Origin of the sequence: Prochlorococcus marinus str. MIT 0918, assembly GCF_027359415.1 — a bacterium.
GTDB lineage: Bacteria > Cyanobacteriota > Cyanobacteriia > PCC-6307 > Cyanobiaceae > Prochlorococcus_E > Prochlorococcus_E marinus_C.
This window is the reverse complement of record NZ_CP114780.1, coordinates 465,079-490,811: the sequence shown is the minus strand read 5'-3', so window position 1 is coordinate 490,811 and position 25,733 is coordinate 465,079. Positions and strand designations below refer to the sequence as shown.

General features: G+C 34.6%; 23 protein-coding genes. 20 read left to right on the top strand and 3 right to left on the bottom strand.

Annotated elements, in window-relative coordinates; all coding sequences use genetic code 11:
- The first annotated feature begins 18 nt into the window (after positions 1–18).
- The 11 genes from O5636_RS02605 to O5636_RS02555 all read left to right on the top strand — a co-directional run bounded on the left by O5636_RS02605 (position 19) and on the right by O5636_RS02555 (position 10,945).
- Entirely contained in the window at positions 19–741 is a 723-nt protein-coding gene (locus O5636_RS02605) for a phycocyanobilin:ferredoxin oxidoreductase (RefSeq protein WP_269623506.1), read from the top strand.
- Positions 738–1,628, top strand: coding sequence for an efflux RND transporter periplasmic adaptor subunit (locus O5636_RS02600; RefSeq protein WP_269623067.1), 891 nt, complete (start codon positions 738–740; stop codon positions 1,626–1,628). The genes O5636_RS02605 and O5636_RS02600 overlap by 4 nt, the downstream gene beginning before the upstream one ends.
- Complete coding sequence (gene devC, locus O5636_RS02595; protein WP_269623066.1) at positions 1,628–2,800, top strand: ABC transporter permease DevC; 1,173 nt, start codon at positions 1,628–1,630, stop codon at positions 2,798–2,800. Before O5636_RS02600 ends, devC begins: the two co-directional genes overlap by 1 nt.
- Before the next feature lie 12 nt (positions 2,801–2,812).
- Positions 2,813–3,523, top strand: a complete 711-nt coding sequence (locus tag O5636_RS02590) for a DevA family ABC transporter ATP-binding protein (protein ID WP_269623065.1) — start codon at positions 2,813–2,815, stop codon at positions 3,521–3,523.
- 29 nt (positions 3,524–3,552) lie between these two features.
- A complete protein-coding gene (locus O5636_RS02585) occupies positions 3,553–3,702 on the top strand; it encodes a hypothetical protein (protein WP_269623064.1) in 150 nt (49 codons plus the stop codon).
- A gap of 99 nt (positions 3,703–3,801) precedes the next feature.
- Positions 3,802–4,734, top strand: a complete 933-nt coding sequence (locus O5636_RS02580) for a glycosyltransferase family 2 protein (RefSeq protein ID WP_269623063.1) — start codon at positions 3,802–3,804, stop codon at positions 4,732–4,734.
- A gap of 137 nt (positions 4,735–4,871) precedes the next feature.
- Positions 4,872–5,588 (top strand): 30S ribosomal protein S2, encoded by a 717-nt coding sequence (rpsB, locus tag O5636_RS02575; RefSeq protein ID WP_269623505.1) that lies wholly within the window; start codon positions 4,872–4,874, stop codon positions 5,586–5,588.
- An 85-nt stretch (positions 5,589–5,673) separates the two neighbouring features.
- The gene (tsf, locus tag O5636_RS02570; RefSeq protein ID WP_269623062.1) at positions 5,674–6,327 is read left to right on the top strand and encodes a translation elongation factor Ts; all 654 of its coding nucleotides are present in this window, start codon (positions 5,674–5,676) and stop codon (positions 6,325–6,327) included.
- 4 nt (positions 6,328–6,331) lie between these two features.
- A complete protein-coding gene (locus O5636_RS02565; RefSeq protein ID WP_269623061.1) occupies positions 6,332–7,612 on the top strand; it encodes a hypothetical protein in 1,281 nt (426 codons plus the stop codon).
- A complete protein-coding gene (recG, locus tag O5636_RS02560; protein WP_269623060.1) occupies positions 7,561–10,101 on the top strand; it encodes an ATP-dependent DNA helicase RecG in 2,541 nt (846 codons plus the stop codon). Before O5636_RS02565 ends, recG begins: the two co-directional genes overlap by 52 nt.
- Before the next feature lie 109 nt (positions 10,102–10,210).
- Entirely contained in the window at positions 10,211–10,945 is a 735-nt protein-coding gene (locus O5636_RS02555) for a M15 family metallopeptidase (protein ID WP_269623059.1), read from the top strand.
- Here O5636_RS02555 and O5636_RS02550 read toward each other — a convergent pair.
- Positions 10,900–12,696, bottom strand: coding sequence for an NADPH-dependent assimilatory sulfite reductase hemoprotein subunit (locus O5636_RS02550; protein WP_269623058.1), 1,797 nt, complete (start codon positions 12,694–12,696; stop codon positions 10,900–10,902). The two genes, O5636_RS02555 and O5636_RS02550, sit on opposite strands and share 46 nt — an antisense overlap.
- A gap of 88 nt (positions 12,697–12,784) precedes the next feature.
- On the opposite strand from O5636_RS02550, the gene glyS reads away from it, so the two are divergent.
- A complete protein-coding gene (gene glyS, locus O5636_RS02545) occupies positions 12,785–14,950 on the top strand; it encodes a glycine--tRNA ligase subunit beta (RefSeq protein WP_269623057.1) in 2,166 nt (721 codons plus the stop codon).
- A 15-nt stretch (positions 14,951–14,965) separates the two neighbouring features.
- On the opposite strand, the gene chlP is transcribed toward glyS, so the two are convergent.
- Positions 14,966–16,306, bottom strand: coding sequence for a geranylgeranyl reductase (chlP, locus tag O5636_RS02540; RefSeq protein WP_269623056.1), 1,341 nt, complete (start codon positions 16,304–16,306; stop codon positions 14,966–14,968).
- 111 nt (positions 16,307–16,417) lie between these two features.
- Between chlP and O5636_RS02535 the strand changes: the two genes are divergently transcribed.
- The 6 genes from O5636_RS02535 (at position 16,418) to ccsB (ending at position 22,495) form a co-directional block, all read left to right on the top strand.
- Entirely contained in the window at positions 16,418–17,176 is a 759-nt protein-coding gene (locus O5636_RS02535) for a M15 family metallopeptidase (RefSeq protein ID WP_269623055.1), read from the top strand.
- Positions 17,177–17,265: 89 nt separating this feature from the next.
- Complete coding sequence (gene typA / locus O5636_RS02530; protein ID WP_269623054.1) at positions 17,266–19,068, top strand: translational GTPase TypA; 1,803 nt, start codon at positions 17,266–17,268, stop codon at positions 19,066–19,068.
- Positions 19,069–19,449, top strand: a complete 381-nt coding sequence (locus O5636_RS02525; RefSeq protein WP_269623053.1) for a DUF309 domain-containing protein — start codon at positions 19,069–19,071, stop codon at positions 19,447–19,449.
- A gap of 156 nt (positions 19,450–19,605) precedes the next feature.
- Positions 19,606–20,334 (top strand): LPS export ABC transporter ATP-binding protein, encoded by a 729-nt coding sequence (lptB, locus tag O5636_RS02520; protein ID WP_269623052.1) that lies wholly within the window; start codon positions 19,606–19,608, stop codon positions 20,332–20,334.
- Positions 20,335–20,358: 24 nt separating this feature from the next.
- Positions 20,359–21,534, top strand: a complete 1,176-nt coding sequence (locus O5636_RS02515; RefSeq protein WP_269623051.1) for an LptF/LptG family permease — start codon at positions 20,359–20,361, stop codon at positions 21,532–21,534.
- 28 nt (positions 21,535–21,562) lie between these two features.
- Positions 21,563–22,495, top strand: coding sequence for a c-type cytochrome biogenesis protein CcsB (gene ccsB, locus O5636_RS02510; RefSeq protein WP_269623050.1), 933 nt, complete (start codon positions 21,563–21,565; stop codon positions 22,493–22,495).
- 15 nt (positions 22,496–22,510) lie between these two features.
- Here ccsB and rpe read toward each other — a convergent pair whose 3' ends face one another.
- Entirely contained in the window at positions 22,511–23,179 is a 669-nt protein-coding gene (gene rpe, locus O5636_RS02505; RefSeq protein WP_269623049.1) for a ribulose-phosphate 3-epimerase, read from the bottom strand.
- Between the two features lie 209 nt (positions 23,180–23,388).
- On the opposite strand from rpe, the gene glpX reads away from it, so the two are divergent.
- Positions 23,389–24,393, top strand: coding sequence for a class II fructose-bisphosphatase (gene glpX / locus O5636_RS02500; RefSeq protein WP_269623048.1), 1,005 nt, complete (start codon positions 23,389–23,391; stop codon positions 24,391–24,393).
- Positions 24,394–24,427: 34 nt separating this feature from the next.
- Positions 24,428–25,732, top strand: a complete 1,305-nt coding sequence (locus O5636_RS02495) for a glutamyl-tRNA reductase (protein WP_269623047.1) — start codon at positions 24,428–24,430, stop codon at positions 25,730–25,732.
- Position 25,733 lies beyond the last annotated feature (1 nt).

Below are 25,733 nucleotides of genomic sequence, written 5' to 3'. Positions count from 1 at the left end.
TTTATATAATTATTTCCTCTGAATTCCTTTATCGAGTCAATAGCAGATCGAATTAGGGAAAGAGCTAAGGGCTTAAAAGGTTTTGAGCCATTGGAGCTTAAACCTGAGTTGAGAAATATTTATGGCAAATTGGGTGGAGATGATTTGTTTATTGTTAATGAATTAAATAGAGCAAGGGGGTTTCGTAAATTACATTTGGAAACAGCAGTAATAGGTTCTTCTTTAGAAATTCTTCATTCTGTATTTTTTCCTGAGCCTACCTTTGATCTACCCATTTTTGGAGTTGATATTGTAGTTGTTCCAGAAGGAGTCTCTGCTGCGATTGTAGATTTGTCTCCAGTAAGAAGTAATCTTCCAGACATAATTGAATACCAATTAAATCAAATAGAATTTCCTGATTTTAAAATAGTTAGGAAGTTGCCAGATTGGGGTGATATTTTTTCTTCGCATGTTTTATTTATACGTCCAATAAACTCTCAAGAAACTGATCTTTTTTTAGATGTTGTAGATCAATTTCTAACAATAGTTACTAGTTATTCTGCTTTGATTAATCCTCAAGCTATTAATTCAAAATCTACGATTGAAAGATATGAAGCACAGATGTATTATTGTAAACAACAAAAACGTAACGATAAAACTCGAAACGTTTTAGCCAAAACTTTTAGTCCTAATTGGGCTAATCAATATATCGAAATGGTCCTTTTCGATATTCCAACTGGTTTTTCAAAAGAAGAAAATTGAAATACTTTTTTTATTCTGGAATTGGACTTTCGTTAATAAGTTTTTTCTTTGTTATAACAAGACAAAGAGAACCAGAATTAAATAATTTACCTGATCCACCTATAGTTAGAACTCTTGAAGCTGTTGCAGCATTAGGGCAATTATCACCATCAGGAGACATAAGAATGCTTGCAGCTCCAATCAGTGGATTAGGAGGAACTCCTAGAATTAAGAAATTATTAGTAAATGAAGGAGATGAGGTCATTAAAGGTCAAATTCTTGCTGTATTTGATAACAAATCTAGTATTCTTGCAGATCTAGAAATTAGACAGGCACGCTTAAATATACTTACTCAAAAAATAGTTTCACAAGAGAGAGAGGTCTCAAGGTATAGGAATTTAGTTTCTAAAGGTGGATCCCCTGAAGTTCTCTTAGATGAGAAAAAAGATTTTCTATTGGAATTGTTAGGCAAGAAAAAAGAAATTATTGCTGAAATTAATGCGCTTAAAGTTGATTTACTTGATAGTGATTTAAAAAGCCCTATAGATGGAATAGTTTTAAAAATTAATTCTAGAGAAGGGGAAAGACCTAATTCAGAAGGTGTTTTGCAAGTAGGCTCTAGTCAAATTATGGAAGCAATTATTGAGGTTTATGAATCAGATATAAATAGAATAAGAATTGGTCAAATTGTTTCTTTAACTAGTGAAAATGGTGGCTTTAGTGGCACTCTTAAAGGTTTTGTAAAGCAAATTAGCCCCCAAATAAGCCAGAGAAAAGTTATTTCTACTGATCCTACAGGGGATGCAGATGCAAGAGTAGTTGAAGTCAGAATTAAGCTTGAAAGTGAATCATCAGTAAAGGTAAAAAGCTTTACAGGAATGAAAGTAATCGCTCGATTTAAACCATAGTGAAAATTGATTTTTGGAAGTATCGAAGAATTCCTTTGGCATGGTTATTGCTAACGCGACAACCTCTTCGCTTATTAGTTGCAATAGCAGGAATTAGCTTCGCAGGAATTCTTATGTTTATGCAATTGGGTTTTCGTGATGGTCTTTTTGATGCAAGTGTGACTGTTCATAAGTTGTTTGATGCGGATTTGGTGTTAATGAGTCCTCGTTCTATGAGTTCAATAAGCATGAGTGGTTTTCCTAGACGAAGACTTGTGCAGGCAATGGCTCACAAAGATGTAATCGGAACTACCCCTGTTAACTGGAATTTTTTATTATGGAGAAACCCTAAAACCCTTGCTACTAGATCTATTCTTACTCTGGGCTTTGAACCTTCTTCTCCTTTGTTATTGGATTCAGGCTTTGCTAAGAAAGCACAAAAATTAAAAAATTCTGGACGAGTTTTGTTTGATGTTAGATCAAGAGATGAATTTGGACCTGTTGCTGAATGGTTTAAAAAAGGACGGGTTGTCGAAACTGAATTAGCTGGTAAGAGGGTACGAGTTGCTGGATTAGTTAGTCTTGGGCCTTCGTTTGGAGCTGATGGAAATTTAATTACAAGTAGAGAAACTTTTCTTAAGTTATTACCAAGCACTCCCCCTGGAAGTATTGAGATTGGTCTTATTCGTCTATCATCTAGTGCTGATATTATGGAAGTTCTAAAATCATTAAAAGCAAGTTTGCCTAATGATGTCAAAGTTTTTACAAGAGAAGAATTTATAGAGTTTGAAAAGAATTATTGGAGAACTAGTACCTCTATAGGCTTTATTTTTACATTAGGAGCTGCAATGGGTTTTATTGTTGGAAGTGTAATTGTATATCAAATTTTATATAGCGATGTTAGTGATCACTTGGCTGAATATGCCACATTAATGGCAATGGGATACAGACTTAAAACTTTATTTGGAGTTGTTGCAAGAGAAGGGATCTTGTTAGCTGTTATGGGATATGTTCCAGCATATATCTCTGGCCAGGCTTTATATTATCTAGTAAGAAGTTCAACAAAATTACCTGTATTAATGGACCCTCAAAGAGCTTTTCTTGTATTCTTTTTGATTGTTTTCATGTGTATGGTTTCTGCTTCCATCGCTATGAGAAGATTAATAGATGCTGATCCTGCTGAGATTTTTTGATTAATTAATAGTGTGAAAACATCAAATAAATCACAAGATAATATTTCAACTGTAAATATTGATGGATTAAGTCATTGGTATGGCCGTGGATTGACAAGGAAGCAAGTTCTTTATTCGATTTCCATGACAATATCCCCAGGAGAAGTCGTTCTCTTGACAGGCCCGTCAGGTTGCGGAAAAACTACTTTGCTTACTCTTATTGGAGCTCTTCGCAAGGTTGAAAAAGGGAAGTTATCTGTTTTTGGTCATCAGCTTTGTGGTTCCAATAGAAAGACCCGTCAAATTCTAAGAAAAAATATTGGGATGATTTTTCAAGGGCATAATCTTCTTAGATGTCTTACCGCAGAACAAAATGTTCAGATGGGATCAGACTTATTAAAAAGTCTTTCATATAGAGAAAGAAGACAACAAGCTAGAGAATGGTTGGCAGCAGTTGGATTAGAAAATCAAAGAGATAAGCTCCCACAAGATCTTTCAGGTGGTCAGAAGCAAAGAGTAGCAATAGCAAGAGCGTTATCTGCATGTCCAAAGTTATTGCTTGCGGATGAACCAACTTCTGCTTTAGATAGCGTTACTGGTAGAGAAATTGTTTCATTATTAAAGCGACTAGCTATTGAACAGGATTGTTCAGTCTTAATGGTTACCCATGATCCAAGGATATTAGATGTAGCAGATCGTCTTTTAAAAATGGAAGATGGGAAATTGCTGCCTGTTCTTGAGTAGGGTGTATATATAAAACGATTTTAAAAATTATGTCTAAACGAAGAAATCTCAAGAAAGAAAAACAAGAAAGAAATCGAGCTTATGCCCGAAAGTTTAAAAAACGTAAGCTTAGGTCAGATGGATCAGGTGCAGGTAATGGTGTCACAGGAACAGCAAACAATGGAGGAGCCGCTGATTAATTTTTCCGCTTATAATTCTTTAGACTCTGAAGCAAATCAAGATGGAAAATTTTTCAAGCAATTTTTCAACTGGTTTTCAGAAATATTGAGATGTTTGGGATGTTTATAAGCGTCGTAATTCCAACATATAACCGCCTGCCAATTCTTAAGAAATGTTTGTTAGCTCTTGAGAATCAAAGAACCTGTAATGATTTTAAAGGATATGAAGTAATTGTTGTTGATGATGGTTCTACAGATGGCACAATCTCTTGGATTCAATTAAATCCCCATAAATTGACTCATGTTCATTTAATAGAGCAAAAACATTCTGGGCCAGGAATAGGAAGAAATAATGGAGTACAAAACTCAAAAGGAGATGTAATCGTTTTTATTGATAGTGATTTAGTAGTTACAGATAATTTTCTTATAAGCCATTCCTCTGCTCTCACAAAGGCTTGGCAGAAGAAAGGTAATCGGCTTTGCTTTACTTATGGATCAGTTATCAACACATCTAATTTTGATGATCCAACTTCGGAAAAACATAAATTAAGTGACATTTCTTGGGCTTACTTTGCGACTGGAAATGTAGGTATTGATAAAGAGGTTTTGGAAAATTCAGGTCTTTTTGATCCAGCTTTTAAGCTTTATGGATGGGAAGATTTAGAGTTGGGAGAACGATTAAGGCAAATGGGTACTGAGTTGATTAAATGTCCAAATGCAGTTGGTTATCATTGGCATCCAGCTTTAAAACTAACTCAAATACCTAGATTAATAAATGTTGAAAGAGAGAGGGCCAAAATGGCGATTGTTTTTTATATAAAACATCCCACTACAAGAGTACGTTTTATTATTCAATTTACTTTATTTCATCGAATTTTATGGGAGGCTTTGACTTTAGGGGGACTATTAAATGTTGTTACTCTTAGGCCTTTATTAAAATTATTAATACGAAATGGATATTCAGGCTTGGCAATGGAATTTCTTCGCATTCCACTTAATCTCATAGGAGTAAGAGAGATTTTTAGAGAAGCAACATTAAAAAACATCATTTGATTTCATCTTTTGGTAAATTGGTTAGGTAAATAATCTCCGCACACCTGAACTGTTTCGGGTGATCAAACTTTTTAAGTTTTTTTAAAGAGTTTTTGTATCCCATTCAGGTGGAGGCTAACCCGAAACCTCTAAATCAAATGGCTGTTGTAACTCTTTCAGAGATGATGGAAGCTGGTGCTCATTTTGGACACCAGACACGTCGATGGAATCCCAAAATGTCTCGCTATATCTATTGCGCGAGAAATGGAGTACACATAATTGATCTGGTAAAGACAGCAGTGTGTATGAATACTGCATATAAATGGACTAGAAATGCCGCTAGAAGTGGTAAAAGATTTTTATTTGTTGGCACTAAAAAGCAAGCATCTGAAGTCGTTGCTCAAGAAGCTCTAAGATGTGGTGCTTCTTATGTTAATCAACGTTGGTTAGGAGGAATGCTTACTAATTGGACAACGATGAAGGCTCGAATTGATAGGCTAAAGGACTTAGAGAGGATGGAGTCCAGTGGTGCTATTGCTATGAGACCAAAAAAAGAGGCTTCAGTTTTAAGGCATGAGTTAGAAAGGTTGCAAAAATATCTTGGAGGCTTAAAAGGAATGAAGAGATTACCTGATGTTGTTATTTTGGTAGATCAGAGAAGAGAAACTAATGCTGTTTTAGAAGCTAGGAAGCTAGATATACCTTTAGTATCAATGCTTGATACTAATTGCGATCCCGATCTATGCGAAGTTCCAATTCCTTGTAATGATGACGCTGTACGTTCTGTACAGCTTGTACTAGGAAGAATTGCTGATGCAATTAATGAAGGAAGACATGGTGCCAATGAACAGCGTGGAAGGCAAAAATATTCGTGAATTAAATTGTTTTAGTAATTTTTTCTTTACCTTTCAACTAATACCTTAAATAATAAGGAAACTTTAAAATCTTTTCATTAAAAAAATGTCAGGCATAACAGCAAAACTTGTAAAAGATCTTAGAGATAAGACTGGTGCGGGTATGATGGATTGTAAAAAAGCATTGGCAGAAAATAATGCTGATATGACCAAGGCAATTGAATGGTTAAGGCAAAAAGGAATATCAAGTGCAGAAAAAAAATCAGGAAGAATAGCTGCTGAGGGAGCTATAGGAAGTTATATACATACAGGTGCAAGAGTTGGGGTTTTATTAGAACTTAATTGTGAAACTGATTTTGTTGCTCGTGGCGAATTGTTTCAAGGTCTTTTAAAAGATGTTGCTATGCAAGTTGCTGCTTGTCCTAATATTGAATATGTAACTGTTGATGAGATCCCTAATGATATTGTTGAAAAGGAAAAGTTAATAGAAATGGGAAGAGATGATTTGTCAGGTAAACCAGAACAAATAAAGGCTAAGATAGTTGAGGGGAGGATTGGTAAAAGATTAAAAGAATTAGCTTTAATGGAACAACCATTTATTCGTGACAGTTCAATCACTGTTGAACAACTTGTAAAGCAAGTTGCTGGTCAAATTGGTGAGAATGTAAAAATACGTAGATTCACAAGATATACTCTTGGTGAGGGTATAGAAGTGAAAGAAATGGATTTTGCAGCGGAAGTTGCTTCTATGTCTTCGTAATACTTTGACTTCGAATCATATTTATACTCAATCAGACTATGACCCTAGAAAGCAACTAAGGCTGCTGCTTTTAAAATCAGGTGAATTAAAATTAGATATCTATAAAATTAATGCAATTTATCTGAAAGTTGTACGAGAAATCTTATCTGATTCTGTAAGAGATGCGATATTTAAACTTATTTTAGATAATAAAAATGATCTTAAAAGTTTATCTATTTTAGATTCAAGAGTTTCCTTTCAAAAAAAAATAGACCAGTTATTACATGAGTGCGTCACTGAACTTACTATTGATAATCTTATTAGATTTTCTAATGATTTAGAAAGGGAAAGCTTTAATAGAGAAGAAGAAGATTTACAGATCAAAGATTATGAATTGGAACTTAAGGATGATAACCCTAAAATATTAGGAAATCAAATCTCTTCTCTTGATGTTAGTCAAAAACTTCCAACTGAAAACTTCCTTGACTTAAAAAGTTGGGATTACCCTTTAAAATCTTATAATATTAATTCTCTCTCAATAAATGAGGCCTTTAGTCAGAATGGTTTTAATGATTTTTTGATAAATAGAAATCAGAGCAATCAGAAATTGGATAAAGCAAAAAACAGTGAAGAGGCTTTGGATGAAGAAATTTTGAATATTGGCGAAATTAAGGATGAACTTAATGAGATTAATATTGAAAAAAAAGATTTGGTATCTTTGAGATCCTTGTTTGCAATGGCAGGAGAAGTTGTTTCCTCAAGAATAAGTTCTTTGAAATCTAATATAGAAGAAACAGATAAGGTTAAAGATATTAAAATAAAAGAAAAAATATTTGACTACAACTCTTTACCTAATGATCCAGAGGGGCTTACTAAATGGACTTTTTCAATTGAAACAGCATTGATCAGACGTTTACGTAATTTATCTCATCTAATCAATTTAGAACTAATAAAGGTAGGTTTGATTAATAGTTTTGTACCAACAAACCTTTTAGATGCTGCTATCTCTGGTCAGGTTAACTTTGGCAACTCTCCTTCAAACATATTAAAAATTCAATTACCAGTTTCCAACTCTCTTGGTAATGAGATAGATATCAGTTGTTTACTTGTTCGCTTATCAGAATTAGAATTTGATCATTTAAGGTTAAAACAATGTAGACAAACTATTGCACAACAAAGAAATAATCTGCTTAAAATGGTGAAACAACAGCGATATTGGCAAAATAGAGCTTTAGCCAATGATTTTAGAGAACAGTGGTCGAAGAATACTCAGGAAGACCTCACGAAATTGAAGAAGGAAACTTAAATGAAAATGTTAAGGAGCTAAAGGACTGGATTAATCTCATCCAAAAGGCTTTAACAATTGAAGCTGAGAATGGATTTAAAAATATACAAGGTAGAAATGAGCATTTTCATACGTTCATCTCTCGAGAAATTGAATCTTTTGACTCGCCACTTTTAAAAAGGGATATTAAAAAGAAACTTATTCTCTTTGCTCAATCTTTTATTGCGTATCCATCCAGTGAGATTTCTAAAAGACGTAGGTTAGTTATTGATACAAGAAAATGCTTATATTCTTTAGGAAGGCAACATCAGAACGTTATAACACCATTTAAACCTCCAAATTTGAGATTATCTAATGCGAATGAAAATATTAAACAACCTTATAATAAAACTGATGATCAAGTTACACTAGACACACCTATACTAAAACTAAAAGGGATTGGTGAAAAATATGCTAAGTGCTTTGAAAATTTAGGAATCATTGAGGTAAGGGATCTTCTTTTATATTACCCAAGAGACTATGTCGATTATTCTTCCCTTAAAAGAATAGCTTTCCTAGAATCAGGTGAAACAGCAACTATTGTTGCGACAATAAGACGTGCTAACTCTTATACAAGTCCTAGAAATAAAAATTTATCTGTTCTTGAGTTACATCTTGAGGACATAACTGGTCGTATTAAGGTGACAAGATTTTTTATAGGCAGAAGATTTAGTAATAGATACTTTCTCAAAAAACAAGAGACAAGTTTTGCTAAAGGAACAATTGTAGCTGTAAGTGGTTTAGTTAAATCGAATGGTTATGGCAAAACTTTAAATGATCCTTTGATTGAGATTCTTGAAAGTCAATATTCTTTAGTTAAATCAAAAAGTATAGGTAGATTACTACCAATCTATTCTTTAACAGATGGTTTAACACCAGATCGTTTTAGAAGTTTTGTTCAGTTAGTTCTTCCTGTAACATCAGTCTGGCCAGAGCCATTAAATGATGAAAGTAGGCAATTATTATCTTTACTGAAAAAAGGCGATGCTATTAGAGAAATTCATAGACCTAGTAACAAGGATTCTCTAAAAGAAGCAAAAAGAAGATTGGTTTTTGATGAGTTTCTTTTTTTACAACTTGGCTTAATAAAACGCCGATTAGAACTTCAAAACTGTAAAGCTCCAATATTGTCGTTGAAAAAAGGATGTTCTGATTTGGCTTCCAAATTTTTTACTCTTTTGCCGTTTGAATTAACTAAATCTCAATATCAAGTTCTAAATCAAATTGAGGCTGATATTGCTATGGAACAACCTATGTCTCGATTATTGCAAGGAGATGTAGGTAGTGGAAAAACAGTTGTTGCCATTGCTGCTCTTTTAATTGCTATTGATTCAGGATGGCAAGGTGCATTAATGGCGCCTACTGAGGTTCTTGCTCAACAGCATTATCTAAATCTTTGCAAATGGCTACCTCAATTGCATGTAACTGTTGAGTTACTGACAGGATCTACGTCTGCTTCAGATAGAAAACGAATTTATACTGATTTGGAAACAGGTAATTTAAAGATTCTTGTAGGAACACATGCACTTATTGAAAGCGCTGTATCTTTTCAGCGATTAGGTCTTGTCGTGGTAGATGAACAACATCGTTTTGGAGTTAATCAAAGAAACCTTTTACTAAACAAAGGACTACACCCTCATTTATTGACAATGACTGCTACACCAATACCAAGAACCCTTGCATTATCTTTATATGGAGATTTGGATGTTAGTCAAATCAATGAATTACCTCCCGGAAGAACACCAGTTAAAACTATCTTAATTTCCAATAATGAAAGAGACCAGGCATATCAAATAATAAGAGATCAAGTTGCGAATGGACTTCAAGCCTATTTTGTTCTGCCATTAGTTGAAGACTCTGAAAAGCTGAGATTGCGTTCAGCAATAGATACTTATCATGAGTTGTCTACTGATATATTCCCTCAATATAAAGTTGGCTTATTGCATGGACGTATGCCAAGCGTTGAGAAGAAATCTACTATACAAAGATTTGCAGAGAAACAGATCGAGATACTTGTATCAACTACTGTGATTGAGGTTGGTGTAGATGTAGCTGATGCAACTGTTATGGTAATAGATCATGCTGATCGTTTTGGATTGGCTCAATTACATCAATTGCGTGGGAGAGTAGGTAGAGGAACTAATGCTTCTCAATGCGTATTGATTGATGGAATTTCAACTACTACATCAAGAAGTAGGCTAGAAGTGTTAGTTAATTCAAATAATGGCTTTGATATTTCAGAGATTGATTTGCGTTTAAGAGGGCCTGGGCAAGTCTTAGGAACAAAACAATCAGGCCTTCCTGATTTTGCATTGGCAAACTTAGTTGATGATGAAACTATTCTTGAGTCTGCTAGAAATGAAGCATCTAGAATATTGAAGAATGACCCTGAATTAAATCATCATGTTTTACTCAAAAAGATGTTGAAAGATCATTGGAAAAGACTAATGTTTATGACACAACTTAATTAAAATGTTTTTAAAAGGTAAATCTTGTAAACCGATTGATTATATAAAGGTTATAACATAATTATAAAAGACGTTTTTTATTTTTTCTACTACCAAAAAAAGGATTGTTTAAGTGTTAAGACCATGGCAAAAAGTACTCATAAAACATTCCAGTGAAGAACTAGTTACTTTACCATTAGAACTTTATCGACTAGAACCTCATTGCTATCAATCTCTAGGAGCTCCATATGGGACTTTAGATTCCCCTTGGATGTTAAGAGAAGAAGTTGCAAAACGTTTACTTGCAGCTCAAGGATTTTTAAAACAGTCACATAATAAATATCGACTTGCTATCTTTGATGCTTGGCGACCAATTAGAGTTCAAAAGTTTATGTATGAATATTCAATAAATCAAGAATGTATTGCACGTGGGATTAATAGAAATTTAGGCTCTGAAAATCCAGAAATAATCGAAGTTATTGACTCCGTTAACAAATTTTGGGCATTGCCATGTATGGACTCTTCTATGCCACCACCGCATAGTACTGGAGCTGCTGTAGATTTAACGCTTGCATTGAGTAATGGCAATCCCTTAGATATGGGAGGGGAAATAGATTTTATGGGATCAGTTTCAACTCCAGATTATTACTCTAAAACTAAAAATCATGATCAATCTTTTAATGAGTATTTATGGCATGCTAGGAGAAGTCTTTTGAAAAATGTTATGCAAGAGGCTGGGTTCGTACAACACCCTAATGAATGGTGGCATTTTAGTTTTGGAGATCAGCTTTGGGCATGGGGTAAACAATTTAAAGAATGTTTTTATGGTGCAGTTGACACTTGTGAAAGTAATTCATTAATTTCTTGATCTTTTAAACTATAAATGTAGTCACCAAAACTACAATGGCTAGAAACTTCTTTCCATTGAAGAAATAATGGTTCTAAAGTTACTTCTAGTTGGTCTAGATGCATTTTCTGAAGAAAAGGTTTTGCCAACCGTTGTAAGTTTGGACTTCCACCTAGCCAAAGTTGATATTGATTAGAACCACTTCCTACTAAGGCCAATTCAGCCATATATGGCCTAGCACATCCATTTGGGCACCCTGTCATTCTTAACAAAATTGATCGATTAATACCTAGATTTTGAAGTTGTTTTTCTATTCTACTGATTATTTGTGGAAGAAAACGTTCAGCTTCTGTTATGGCTAGTCCACATAAAGGAAGTGCTGGACAAGCTATAGCATGTTTTGCAATGCTATTGACTGATGGTACGCGATTTAATCCTACCGATTGTAATTCCTGATCAATAGAGGAACGTTGGAAATTACCTATATTACAAAGCAATATATCTTGATTAGGTGTGAGGCGTACTTCTAATTGATACTTTTCAACTAGAAACCTTATCTTTGACTTAATAATTCCACTAAGTCGACCTGATAAAAGAGGGATCCCAACAAACCAAAGATCTTTATCTTGTTTGTTCCAACCTAGATAATCTTTTAGCTCTGTTGGCAATTCAGGTTTAGGTTGTAGAATTTCATTTTTAAAATATTCTTCGATAAGTTTTTCTCTAAACCATTTAATACCTTTGGTATGAATTAAATATTTCATGCGAGCATTTTTTCTTAGCTTTCTGTTCCCATAATCTCTTTGAAAAGCCAAGATTGATTGAATCAAGCTTAAAATATTCTCACTATTTACGTAACCAAGAGGATCAGCAATGCGAGCAAATGTAGTTTCATTGTTATGCATTCGCCCCATCCCTCCTCCGACATAGACATTACAGCCTTTTAAGGTGCCATTTTTTTTAGTAAAGACAACTAATCCTATGTCATGCGTCAAAAGATCAACAGAGTTATCTCCTGAGACAGTAACGGCACATTTAAACTTTCTTGGCAGATATGTTGCTCCGTAAAGAGGTTCATTTTTTGCTCCACTGAATAAGCCTTTTTTATATTGTTTTTTTCTAATACTTTTAACTTTTGGTGAATGAGAAATTTTATATTTTTGATTTCCATTAGCCCATAACTCAAGGTAAGTTCCTTCTGCAGCTACTGGGGTTAATAAGTCTGCTATCTCATTTGCCAATTTACGGGCTGTAGGATATCCATTATTGTTAAATGGTGCTGCAGGCGCCATCACGTTCCTATTAATGTCACCACATGCAGCAAGAGTGGATCCCATTGATTTAATAATAGTATTGATAACCTCTTTTAGATTTTCTTTTCTGATTCCATGCATTTGAAAAGCTTGTCTTGTTGTAGCTCGTAATGTTTTATTCCCAAGTCGTTCAGCTAAGTCATCTAATGCAATAAATAGAGGGCCAGGTATATAACCTCCGGGACTTCGAAGGCGAAGCATCATTTGCCAATCTTTTTCTAATCCTTTCTTTCTATTCTCTCTATTATCTTGTTGGTAACTTCCGTGAAATTTCAATAACTGAACCGCATCATTTGAGAAATATGAGTTTGAGTTTTCAAGTTCTGACTTTAGAGGTTCTTTTAGAAACTGACTATTCTCTTTAAAATCTTCAAATTTAGAGTGATTTTCCCCATTAGCAATACAGGGGAAAAGATCTAGATCATTAGGATTATTCGTTTTAGCTCCTTTAGTTGTCACGAATTGGTTTTTTTAACCAGTTAACCTCTTACAATCATACTTTTTAATTGTATCTTCAAGAAAGTGATGTTGAACAATTTTTATTTTTGTGTCTAACTTCTTACTTGAAATTGGCACTGAAGAACTTCCTGCGGATTTTGCTAGATTGGTTGTTCCTCAGCTTGAAGAGTTAGTTCGTAATGATCTTCAGGAGCATCGTATTGAATTTCAAGAAATTAAATGCTCTAGTACGCCAAGAAGACTTTTAGTATGCATAAATAATTTAGCTGATCACTCTAATGATCTAATTGAAGAACGGAAAGGTCCACCAGCTTCGAGAGCATTTGAAAATGGTGCTCCAACAGTTTCTGCTATTGGCTTTGCCAAAAGATATGGAATCTCTGTTACTGATTTAGTAATCAAGGAAACTTCTAAAGGTGCATTTGTATTTGGAAAAACAATTAAAAAAGGAGAAACTGCTTTTGATTTACTTGCTCAATTGATACCTAAATGGATTAATAATATTCAAGGTAGGCGTTTTATGCGTTGGGGTGTAGGTGATATACGATTTTCACGTCCTATAAGATGGATTGTCGCTCTTATTGATGAAAGAGAAATATCTATTAGTCTTCCAGATTCAGATCCTAAAGTTTTTTCTGGTCGAATTAGTAGAGGTCATAGGCTTTTTAAGGAATTAGTAACTATTAATTCATCGGAAGATTATTCTTCTAAGATGCGTAAGGTAGGAGTAATTGTAGATAGAAAGGAAAGATCAAAATTCATACAAAAAATAGTACAAGAATATTCTCTAGCAAATAATTGTGAAGTTAATTTGAGTAATACGCTAATAAATGAACTTACTGATCTAGTTGAGTCACCGTCATTAATTCAGGGGGGATTTGATAAGTCTTTTTTAGAACTCCCTCAAGAAGTTTTAAGTACAGTAATGCAAGTGCATCAACGATATATTCCTGTATATCGTAAAAATGCAGTAATGAATCCACTTGCATTAGATGCAAAAGAAATCTTAACCCCTACTTTTCTTTGCATTTCAAATGGGTTGCCTAAATCAAATAAAATAATTAGAGAAGGAAATGAACGAGTTTTAAAGGCACGATTTGCAGATGCAAAATTCTTTATAAATACTGATTTGTCCTCGACTAGTTCAGTGCGTAGAGATCAATTAAAAAAAGTAACATTTGCTGATGGATTAGGGTCATTGTTTGATCGTGTAAAAAGGATCGAATGGCTTGTCGATCTTTTTGAAAGTAAATTTAAAATTTCAGATGTTAATTTTTCTCATTTGAGACAAGCTGCTTATTTTTCTAAGCATGATCTTGTTAGTCAGATGGTTGGAGAATTTCCAGAACTTCAAGGTGTTATGGGAGGCAAATATCTGCTTGCAGAGGGGAAGTCTAAGGATGTTGCATTGGCTGTAATGGAGCATTATTTGCCACGAGGATATGGCGATAAATTACCAGAGTCAGCTGCTGGCTCAGCACTTGCCTTATTGGATAGATTAGAACTGCTTTTGAGTATTTTTTCAAAAGGTGAAAGGCCAACTGGTTCTTCAGATCCGTATGCTTTGCGCAGAGCTGGAAATGCTATTTTGCAAATTACTTGGAATCAAAAATGGCAAATTAATTTATTTGATTTAATCTTTACTTCTACAAAATACTGGATAGAACTTTTCCCGGATTTCAAGATCAACACTGAAAATTTATTTAATGATTTGTTAGCTTTTTTTCATCAAAGAATAATAGCTCTTTTAGAAGAATTTGGTTTTGATATTGATCTTGTTCAATCTGTGGCAGGGGAGACAGTCTCTATAGAACGACTAATGAAAGACCCAATAGATGTTTTGAATAGACTTTCATTGTTAACTCAGATGAGAAAAGGAAAGTCATTAGTAGGTGTTCAATTGGTTGTTAACAGAGCTTCTAAATTAGCTACAAAGAGTACATTGCCATCTAATGTAGTTAGCTGTGATAATTTTGTAGACCCGAATTTGTTTGAAAAAGATTCTGAGAGAGCTATGTTGGAAATAATTAAAGCTCTTGAACCGATAGCCAAAAGCTCATCTCCTGATAAATATGAAAAATTAGCTAATGGCTTAGCTTCTGGATCCAATGTTTTATCTCAATTCTTTGATGGGGATCAGAGTGTTATGGTTATGACTGATAATGAGGATGTTCGTAAAAATAGGTTAAATCTACTATCGATATTAGTTAATCAAGCTCAGCAAATAGCTGATTTTAATTTAATAGTTCAATAATTAAGGTGAAATTATTTATTTTGATTTGTTGCCTACTTTAATACCTCCTTTGATTGTACTAACCTCTAACATTTTATTAACTTCTTCTTCTCCTCTAACAGCACTGGGTACAGGTTTGTAGCTTTTAGGTGCAAGTGCTCTGCCTCTTAAAACAGAGCCTAAAGTCATAAATGTGAGCTTTAGCTGTTGAAGAGGTTTCATCGCTACAACTGTTTTATATAGATAGCTATCGAAAGTTAGTCGTTGTACATCAATGTCATCGCACATTTCAACAAATGCCTCACGAGCTCCATCATTAGAATAAAAGATGTTTTGAAGTATTTCTAGAACCTTATATGTAGCACCATATTTTTTATCCCATTTCTTTATATATATTTTTAAATCATCTTCGCTAGGAACTCTTTTTCCTCCCTGGCTTGCTTCTACAATTTCTTCTGCGCACATTCTTCCACTTTTAGCTGCAAAATATATACCTTCTCCGGAACTTTTTGTGACATAACCTGCTGCATCACCTACTAAAGCCATTCTACCTACAACACGCCTAGGCCTTGGATGTTCTGGTATTGGATGCGCTTCTACTTTTATAACTTCTCCATTAACTAATCTTTTCATTGCACGTTCCCTTACTCCTTCTTGTAAATCTTTAATTAGTGCTTGATTCTTTTGCATTGTTCCTGTCCCCACTGCTACATGGTCATATTTTGGGAATACCCAACCATAGAAATCAGGAGAAACGTCTGTTCCAACATACATTTCAGCTAGGTCTTCGTAATAACCCATTTCTTTTTCTGGTAGCTTGATTCTTTCTTGAAAAGCTATTGCTACGTTGTAATCACCTGCATCCATAGCTTTAGCAACTCGGCTATTAGCTCCATCTGCACCAATAATTATATCTACTTCTAGTTTTTTGGTTTCACCTTTAGAACCACCCCCAGAATAATCAGAATAAATAAGTTGATATGGCCCTTGGCGATTAACACCAGTTTCTATTTTAGTAACTAATCCATTCACTAAATTTGCTCCTAATTCAGCTGCACGATTTCGCATAAATGCATCCATTACTTCTCTTCTGCACATTCCTATATATTCATTTTCAGTTTTTCCATAAACTTTATCTAAACTAATATCAACTTCCCGATTTGATGGGGAAATCATTCTCATATTTCTGACTTTACGATCAATTATTGAATCAGGCAGATCAAATTCAGAAACCATGCATAAGGGTATGGCACCTCCACAAGGTTTAGCATTATCTAGTTTCCGTTCAAAGATCCATGTATTGATTCCTGCTTTAGCAAGGATTTCAGCTGCACAGGAACCACTTGGGCCTCCACCGATGACTGCAACACGCAACATTTTCAGTTTAATTTTTTATTGTCTTATTTAAAAACCTACATCAAGAAGAATTACTGTATGAAGTAGTTAGCTAAGACCGTTACGATCGAAATAAGTTTTGGCTTTCTTTTTGTGACCAAACTAGGAGGACCTGGAGGTAGTACTAACGATGAGATCCCTCTTGCCAGAAGGTCTCAGTCTTTAAGACGGGTCTCTTCTAAATGGTTGAGGTCTTTTTTGTTTGGTTTTATTTTCTTAACCGTCTTTTCTGTTTTTCTTACTTATAAATATTTATCATTTCAGAAATCATCACAACCTTTTCAAGAAAATGAATTAATAGGTAGTTCTTCATTTGATGGTCTTTTGTTAGGACATTTCCCCTATCCAGAAGCTTCCCTAACAGATTTAGTAACTGCCTATCCAGGATTACTTGTTCATAGAGATACTTACAAAGCCTTATCCAAAATGAGTTCTGCAGCAGCAGCAGAAGGAATTCAGTTGGTTTTATTAAGTGGTTACAGATCTATAGATTTGCAAAGAGATATTTTTTATGAAAATAAATCAGTACGAAATCAAATTGCTATTGAAAGAGCAGAAGTTTCTGCACCGCCAGGTTACTCAGAGCATAGTACTGGTTATGCAATTGATCTTGGAGATGGAACGATGAGATATACAGATTTTGAAGTTGAATTTGAAAATACTCCTGCTTTTGTATGGCTTCAAAGGAATGCTGCCCGATTTCATTTTGTTTTATCTTTCCCAAAGGGGAATTCTCAGGGAGTCAGTTATGAGCCTTGGCATTGGAGGTTTGAAGGAACAGTTGAAGCTTTAGAGCAGTTTGAACCAGCTAACAAGAGGATGCGAATAGAAAAAAACTCTAAATCAAAATAGGCTTTTTTAATAAAATTACTCATTTTGAGATATTGTTTTGACTCGATGCTTTTTATTACCTTTAAATTTCTTAGGTAGAATCTATTTTCATGATTTCTAATCAACAATCTCTAAGGAATATTGCAATCGTTGCGCATGTAGATCATGGAAAAACAACGCTTGTAGATGCCTTACTTAATCAATCAGGAATATTTAGAGATAACGAGTTTGTGCCAACTTGTGTTATGGATTCTAATGATTTAGAACGTGAAAGAGGTATTACTATACTTTCAAAAAACACTGCAATTACTTATAATGAAACAAGGATAAATATTGTTGATACTCCAGGACATGCAGATTTTGGGGGGGAAGTTGAAAGAGTATTAGGCATGGTTGATGGTTGTTTGTTGATTGTTGATGCTAATGAAGGACCTATGCCCCAAACTAGATTTGTACTTAAAAAAGCACTTGAACAAGGTCTTAGGCCTATTGTCTTTGTAAATAAGATTGATAGAGCCAGAGTCGATCCTGAAGAGGCTGTAGATAAGGTTTTAGATCTTTTTCTAGAATTGGGTGCTGATGATGATCAGTGTGATTTCCCTTATTTATTTGGAAGTGGATTAGGAGGATTTGCAAAGCCTGATATGGCAACCGATAGTGAAAATATGAAACCTCTTTTTGATTCTATAATTCGTCATGTTCCACCTCCAATTGGAGATCAAAATAAACCTTTGCAATTGCAAATTACTTCTTTAGATTATTCTGATTTTCTTGGAAGAATTATTATTGGGAGAGTTCATAATGGCGTTATTAAATCAGGCCAAAGAGCATCTTTAATAAAAGAAGATGGCAAAGTTAAACAAGGAAGAATTAGTAAATTAATGGGTTTTGAAGGACTACAGAGAATAGATATAAATGAAGCTTACGCAGGTAATATTGTTGCAGTTTCTGGTTTTGATGATGTAAATATTGGTGAGACTATAGCTTGTCCTGATGAACCCAAGGCTTTACCACTAATTAAAGTTGATGAACCAACATTGCAGATGACATTTGTTGTGAATGATTCTCCTTTTGCAGGCAAAGAAGGTAAGTTTGTTACTAGTAGGCAATTACGAGAAAGGTTATTTAAAGAATTACTTACTAATGTTGCTTTACGTGTTGAAGAAACAGACTCTCCAGATCGATTTGCTGTATGTGGCCGAGGAGAATTGCATTTAGGGATTTTAATTGAGACTATGAGAAGAGAAGGTTATGAATTCCAAGTATCTCAACCACAGGTTATTTTCCGAACAATCGATGAACAACTTTGTGAACCATTAGAGACTTTAGTTTTAGATGTTCCTGAAGAATCAGTAGGAACATGTATAGAAAAACTTGGCACTAGAAAAAGTGAAATGCAGAATATGCTAAATACAAATGATGGAAGAACACAATTAGAATTTTTAATTCCATCAAGAGGTTTAATTGGCTTTAGAGGAGAATTTATAAGAGCAACAAGAGGAGAGGGGATAATGAGCCATTCATTTTTTGAATATAGACCTAAGTTAGGAGAATTTGAGGCTCGAAGGAATGGAGTTTTAATTTCTTTTGAAGAAGGCGTCTCTACTTTTTATTCGCTAAAAAATGCTGAAGACCGTGGTCAATTTTTTATATCCCCTGGAACAAAGGTTTATAAAGGAATGATCATTGGTGAACATAATAGACCTCAAGACTTAGAAATTAATATATGTAAGACAAAGCAACTAACTAATATGCGCTCCGCTGGAGCTGAAGAACTTGATACTTTACAGTCACCAATAGAAATAACACTAGAAAGGGCTTTAGAATATATAGGTCCTGGTGAAATGTTAGAAGTTACACCTGAATCTATAAGGTTAAGGAAACTAAAAGATAAAAAGAAAGTTAAACGTTAAATGAACTCTACTAAATCAGAAGATTTGTTATCTCAAAAAGATAGTAATTTTCACCATGCTATTGATTTGTTTAATAATCAAGAGTGGTATGTAGCTCATGATGTTTTTGAAGAAATATGGCATCAAACAAATGGTAAAGAAAGATTAACAATACAAGCTATATTACAAATCGCTGTGGCAGAGGTGCATTTATCTAATCAAAATTACTCAGGAGCCACTATATTGTACGGTGAAGGTTTGGGGAAAATCAAAAAAACTAATTTGCCTGATCTAGGTTTAGACCTTATTCAGTTTTCTAACATTGTTGAAATACGATTAAAATTACTGCAGAGTGGTTTGAGCTTAGATAATACACCATTGCCAAAGCTTATGATGAAATGAGATTTATTTTCACTATTTGAATAATTATAATTTAAGCTAGTAACTATATTTTTAATTTGTATGTTTTCTATTAAGCTCACTATTCGTATTAATATATAAATCTGATAATTAAATTTATTTAACTAAAACACTCAATGCCATATTAAACTTTTAATCATGAGCCTAATTCTTGATCAAGTTTCATTAGCTCTACAAGGGAAAGACCTTGTCAAGGATATTTCTTTAAAGGTGAATCCAGGTGAGGTTGTAGGTCTTCTTGGCCCAAATGGTGCTGGGAAAACAACTACTTTTAATCTTTCTATAGGTCAATTTTTTCCAGATTTTGGCAGTGTTGCTTTAGATGAAAAACAGGTAACAAATTTATCTATGACCTATAGAGCTCGTTTAGGGATTGGCTATCTTCCTCAAGAGGCAAGTATCTTTAGAAACCTTACAGTCAGAGAAAATCTTGATATTGCTCTTGCCCAAAGTCTCTCTAATTCCTCTCATCGGAGAATTAGAAGAGAACAGATAATAAATGATTTTAATCTTATTTCTTTTTTGGATCGTTTTGGATATCAACTCTCTGGAGGTGAGAGAAGACGTTGCGAGGTCGCTAGAGCACTTGCTTTAGGGAGATCAGGACCTAAATATTTGTTATTGGACGAACCATTTGCAGGCGTTGATCCAATTGCAGTAGTAGATCTTCAGAATTTGATTCAAAACTTGAGAATTGCAGGGATGGGAATATTGATTACAGATCATAATGTTAGAGAAACACTTGCCATTACTGACCGTTCTTATATTCTCAGTGATGGAAAAATACTTGCTTCTGGAACTTCCTCAGAAATTTCGATAAACCCCCAAGTGAGAGCTCATTACCTTGGTGAAGAATTTCAACTTTAGTTGAATACATTTTTCATAATTCTTATGAACTTTTTAAATAAATATCAGAGATTTATTTCTTCTAAATGGAAGGTAATTCCTCTTCTAGATAGATGGCTTATTAGAGAATTATTACCACCATTCTTCTTTGCAATATCAGCTTTTACTGTAGTATCTCTTTCTGTTGGTGTGATGTTTGATTTGGTCAGAAAGATAGTTGAGTCAGGTCTTTCATTGAAATTTGCTATACAAGTATTTTTGTTTAAACTTCCAAGTTTTCTTGTTCTTTCTTTTCCTATGGCCATACTTATGGCTACTTTATTAACATATAGTCGATTATCATCTAACAGCGAAATTAAAGCTTTAAAAAGTATAGGGGTATCTACAAAAAGGATAATAGCTTCCGCATTAGTTTTAGGTGTATTAATGACAGGTATTACATTTATTTTTAATGACTTAATAGTTCCTTCTTCGAATAAAAATGCAGAAGCAACTTTAAGAAAAGGATTAGGAGTCTCAATGCATTCTGATTATGTTACAGATATTATGTATTCTCGCTTTGGTAAAATAATTGATCCTTCATCAAATGATTCAGTAGATGGTATGACGCATTTGTTTTATGCAAAGGAGTTTCAAAATAAGGAAATGATAGACGTGACAGTATTAGATTTCTCGAGATTAGGATATAAGCAAATGTTGGTAGCCAAGAGAGGTTTTTGGAATGAACCTAATGCAACATGGGATTTTCAAGATGGCAATATTCTTACTATTTCACCAAGTGGAGGTTTTACATCTATTAGGTTTGAGAATTATATTTACCCACTTGATTCTGGCCCAAATAAGATTGCCGAGATACCAAAAGATGCAAACTATATGACACTTTCTGATGCTCTTAAAGCTGAGAAATTATATGAATTGTCAGGAAATTTAAAGGAAGCTAGGAGAATGAAAGTACGTATTCAGGAAAAATTTACTTTGCCTATGGCTTGTATAGTCTTTAGTTTAATAGGAAGTTCACTTGCATGTAAGTCGTATGAAAGAACTAGTCAAAGTCAGGGCTTTGCAATGAGTATTATATTAATACTTATATATTATATTCTCAGTTTTGTTTTTAGTTCTTTAGGAGTTTCTGGGGCTTTAAGCCCTTTAGTAGGAGCATGGTCTCCAGTTTTAATTTCTTTTTCTGGTGGTATTTATTTGCTATATAAAGCAGGTGATTAGCAATTAAATTGTGAAGCATGAATTTATTATGAATTTTTCTCTTTTTGATTTAACGTTTGCAGACCCAGCCATAGCAATGGGTCTTTTAGCATTCTTTTTGATTTTAATATCTCTTCCTATTGCATTCTGGAAAATTTCAAGTGGTTCTAGTTCTAGTTCAGTAAGAGTTTTAATCGCATTGGCTAATTTTGTACTTGCTACTCAATTGGTTTTTCGATGGTTGATGTCTGGCCATTTCCCTATTAGTAATCTTTATGAATCTCTATGCTTTTTGACTTGGGGATTTACTTTTACTCAGCTTTTAATTGAAAGGGTTTTGCCATCTCCATTAATTCAAGCAATATTGACGCCAATATCTTTATTGTCTATAGCTTTTGCAAGCTTTGCTTTGCCTGATGGGCTAAAAATATCATCTCCATTAGTTCCTGCACTTAAATCCAGTTGGTTGGTTATGCATGTAAGTGTGATTATGTGTAGTTATGCGGCGTTAATTTTAGGTTCCTTGTTATCATTTGCAGTTTTTCTTACTAATAAAAACACCAGCCTTCAGCTTAGAACTAATTCAATGGGAATAGGTGGCTTTCGGGAAAAATCATTCAGAAAGTTTTTACCTGAAATTGATAATTTAACGCCAGTTAATTTTTCTAATGCAGAGGAAATAGATAATTTAAGTTATCGAACAATTTCTTTTGGCTTTCTACTTCTAACATTTGGCCTTATTAGTGGTGCTGTTTGGGCAAACGAGGCTTGGGGTAGTTGGTGGAGTTGGGATCCAAAAGAAACTTGGGCATTAATTTCTTGGTTGATTTATGCAGCTTATCTACACACCAGGTTAAGTAGAGGCTGGCAAGGGAGAAAGCCAGCAATTATTGCTGTTATAGGTTTATTTGTAATATTAATTTGTTATATAGGAGTCAATCTTCTTGGCGTTGGACTCCATAGCTATGGATGGTTTCTATAATAAAAATATTATTATCTATGGCTTTTTACTGTTACGAATTCCCTCAATAGCTTTAGCATAATCAGGTTCATTAAATACACCTGATCCACTAACAATTGCATTGGCACCTGCTTCTATAACTTTCCACGCATTGTTTGCTTTAATTCCTCCATCAACTTCTATCCAAGGGTCTAAACCACGTTCATTACACATATGACGTAGATCACGTATTTTATCTACTTGACTTTCAATAAAACTTTGCCCTCCAAATCCTGGATTCACGCTCATTATTAAGACTAAATCACATAATTCCAAGCAATACTCAAGTGTATCTAGCTTTGTACCAGGATTTAGTACTGCACCAGCTTTTTTACCTAGATCTTTAATTTGACCCAAGTTTCTATGAAGGTGAGGACATGCTTCAACTTGAACGTAAATGTGATCAGCCCCAGCTTTGGCAAAATCTTCTACATATTTTTCAGGTTCAACAATCATCAGATGTACATCTAATGGTTTTTTTGTTACTGGCCTCAGAGCTTCAACAATTAATGGACCAATAGTTATATTTGGAACAAATCGCCCATCCATGACATCTACATGGATCCAATCAGCACCAGCTTTATCAATAGCTTCAACCTCTTCTCCTAGCCGAGCAAAATCAGCAGAAAGGATCGAAGGCGCTATGACAAGTGATTTAGAGCTCATCGATATTTTGAAAATTACTTCTTGATTCTATAAATTAATTGTATTTTTTTCTCTCTTTGTCCCTCCACTGATAAAGTTGTCCCTTATTCAGCTAATAATTAACCCTCTTATTTGGATGCTTTTTTGATCGGATATATTCGGCGATCATTTATAGTCCTGCCTATCTGGGTTCTTTTGCTTAAGCCCTTTCTTTATTTCCCAAAACTAAAGTGGACCGCACTCTCATTCAAGAAATTCTCGAGGTTGTCGAACAGGCAGCTATAGCCTCTGCCGAACTTACTGGGTTAGGTAAAAAAGATGAAGCAGACGCTGCTGCTGTTGAAGCTATGCGTAAAAGAATGGGAACTATTGAAATGCAAGGAAGAATAGTTATAGGTGAAGGAGAGAGAGATGAAGCGCCAATGCTCTACATAGGTGAAGAAGTGGGTAGCGGCTCTGGACCAGGTGTTGATTTTGCAGTTGATCCATGTGAAGGCACGAATTTATGTGCTAACAATCAAAGAGGTTCTATGGCTGTTTTAGCAGCATCTGACCGAGGTGGATTATTTAATGCCCCAGACTTTTATATGAAAAAATTAGCAGCTCCTCCTGCTGCTAAAGGCAAAGTAGATATCCGTAATAGTGCTACTAAAAACATCAGCATTCTTAGTGACTGTCTTGGTTTGGCAGTTAGTGAATTGACTATTGTAGTTATGGATAGAGCTAGGCATAAGGATTTAATTGCTGAAATTCGTTCTACTGGAGCTAGAGTTCAACCAATTTCTGATGGAGATGTTCAAGCAGCAATAGCTTGTGGCTTTGCTGGTACTGGGACTCATTGCTTAATGGGGATTGGTGCTGCTCCTGAGGGTGTTATCTCGGCCGCTGCAATGAGGGCTCTTGGGGGGCATTTTCAAGGACAATTAATATATGACCCTGCTATTGCAATGACTAAAGAGTGGGCTGACTATACAAAAGAGGGTAATATTGCTCGCCTCAATGAAATGGGAATAACAGAAGTTGACAAGATTTATGAGGCAAATGAGCTTGCATCAGGTGAAAATGTTGTTTTTGCTGGAAGTGGTATTACTGATGGCCTTTTATTCAATGGAGTTAAATTTGAAAAAGACTGCACTCGTACAAGCAGTTTAGTAATAAGTACACTTGATAGCACTGCAAGATTTACTAATACAATTCACATAAAAGACGGGGCTAAGAGCATAGCTTTGAGCTAAGAGTCTGTATATTATTTACTTGCTAAATTGACTTATGAACATTGCTGTCGTCGGTCTTAGTCATCGGACAGCCCCAGTTGAAGTCCGAGAGAAACTTAGTATTTCAGATGATCATATTGAAAATTCATTTAATTTATTAAAAGCTAATGACCAAGTCTTAGAAGTCTCAATTTTAAGCACTTGCAATAGGCTAGAAATATATGCTTTGGTAAAAAACCAAGATTTAGGTTTTTCAGCAATAAAGGATTTTCTTAGTAATCATTCAGGTTTAAATAAAGATGAATTATGTCCTCATTTGTTTAATTTTAATCAAGATGAGGCAGTAAATCACTTGATGAGAGTTGCAGGTGGACTCGATAGTTTGGTCCTTGGCGAAGGTCAGATACTTTCTCAAGTCAAGAAAATGGTACGACTTGGTCAAGAACATAATTCCTTGGGTCCAATTTTAAATAGATTGCTTACACAAGCTGTTAGTACTGGTAAGAGAGTTCGCTCAGAAACCAATCTTGGAACTGGAGCCGTTTCCATTAGTTCTGCAGCAGTTGAATTGGCCCAGTTAAAGCTTGGCCAGTCTCTTGGAAAGGATCAGCTTATTTCTCTTGAAACTGAAGAAGTTGCAGTTGTAGGAGCTGGAAGAATGAGTCGTTTGTTGCTTCAACATTTACAGTCGAAAGGTTGTTCACATTTAACTCTTATAAATAGAACTTTGAAGCGAGCACAATCACTTGCGGCTGATTTCCCAGATTTAACTGTTAAATGTGGACTTTTGGATGAGCTTGATGATTGCCTGCAATCTTCTACTTTGCTTTTTACGAGTACAGCTTCTGATACTCCAATAATTAATGCAGACCGTTTAAAACAATTTACAAGAGAAAAACTATTGCGGTTGATTGATATAGGTGTGCCAAGAAATATTGCTTCTGATGTTTCTCAGGTTTCTGGTTTTGAGGCACATGATGTAGATGATTTGCAAGAAGTAGTTGCTCGCAATCAAGAAGCTCGCCAAGAGATGGCATTAGAAGCTCAAGGTTTAATAGATGATGAATCACGTATTTTTTTAGAGTGGTGGGCTAGCTTGGAAGCAGTCCCAACAATTAATCGTTTAAGATCTGGATTAGAAGCTATACGAAAAGAAGAACTTCAAAAAGCTTTAAGCAGAATGGGCCCTGATTTTTCAGCAAGAGAAAGAAAGGTTGTTGAAGCCTTAAGTAAAGGAATTATTAACAAAATTCTTCACACTCCAGTAACAAATTTAAGAGCACCTCAGCCAAGTCCTCAAAGAAAAGAGGCTCTTAAGGTGGTTGAATCCCTTTTTAACTTAGATGTTTCGGATAAATAGC

Coding starts and splice junctions, on each gene's coding strand:
- typA (WP_269623054.1), top strand. CDS start 17,266: ATGATTTCTAATCAACAATCTCTAAGGAATATTGCAATCGTTGCGCAT.
- rpe (WP_269623049.1), bottom strand. CDS start 23,179: ATGAGCTCTAAATCACTTGTCATAGCGCCTTCGATCCTTTCTGCTGAT.
- tsf (WP_269623062.1), top strand. CDS start 5,674: ATGTCAGGCATAACAGCAAAACTTGTAAAAGATCTTAGAGATAAGACT.
- O5636_RS02495 (WP_269623047.1), top strand. CDS start 24,428: ATGAACATTGCTGTCGTCGGTCTTAGTCATCGGACAGCCCCAGTTGAA.
- ccsB (WP_269623050.1), top strand. CDS start 21,563: ATGAATTTTTCTCTTTTTGATTTAACGTTTGCAGACCCAGCCATAGCA.
- chlP (WP_269623056.1), bottom strand. CDS start 16,306: ATGTTGCGTGTTGCAGTCATCGGTGGAGGCCCAAGTGGTTCCTGTGCA.
- O5636_RS02580 (WP_269623063.1), top strand. CDS start 3,802: ATGTTTATAAGCGTCGTAATTCCAACATATAACCGCCTGCCAATTCTT.
- O5636_RS02585 (WP_269623064.1), top strand. CDS start 3,553: ATGTCTAAACGAAGAAATCTCAAGAAAGAAAAACAAGAAAGAAATCGA.
- O5636_RS02525 (WP_269623053.1), top strand. CDS start 19,069: ATGAACTCTACTAAATCAGAAGATTTGTTATCTCAAAAAGATAGTAAT.
- lptB (WP_269623052.1), top strand. CDS start 19,606: ATGAGCCTAATTCTTGATCAAGTTTCATTAGCTCTACAAGGGAAAGAC.
- rpsB (WP_269623505.1), top strand. CDS start 4,872: ATGGCTGTTGTAACTCTTTCAGAGATGATGGAAGCTGGTGCTCATTTT.
- O5636_RS02515 (WP_269623051.1), top strand. CDS start 20,359: ATGAACTTTTTAAATAAATATCAGAGATTTATTTCTTCTAAATGGAAG.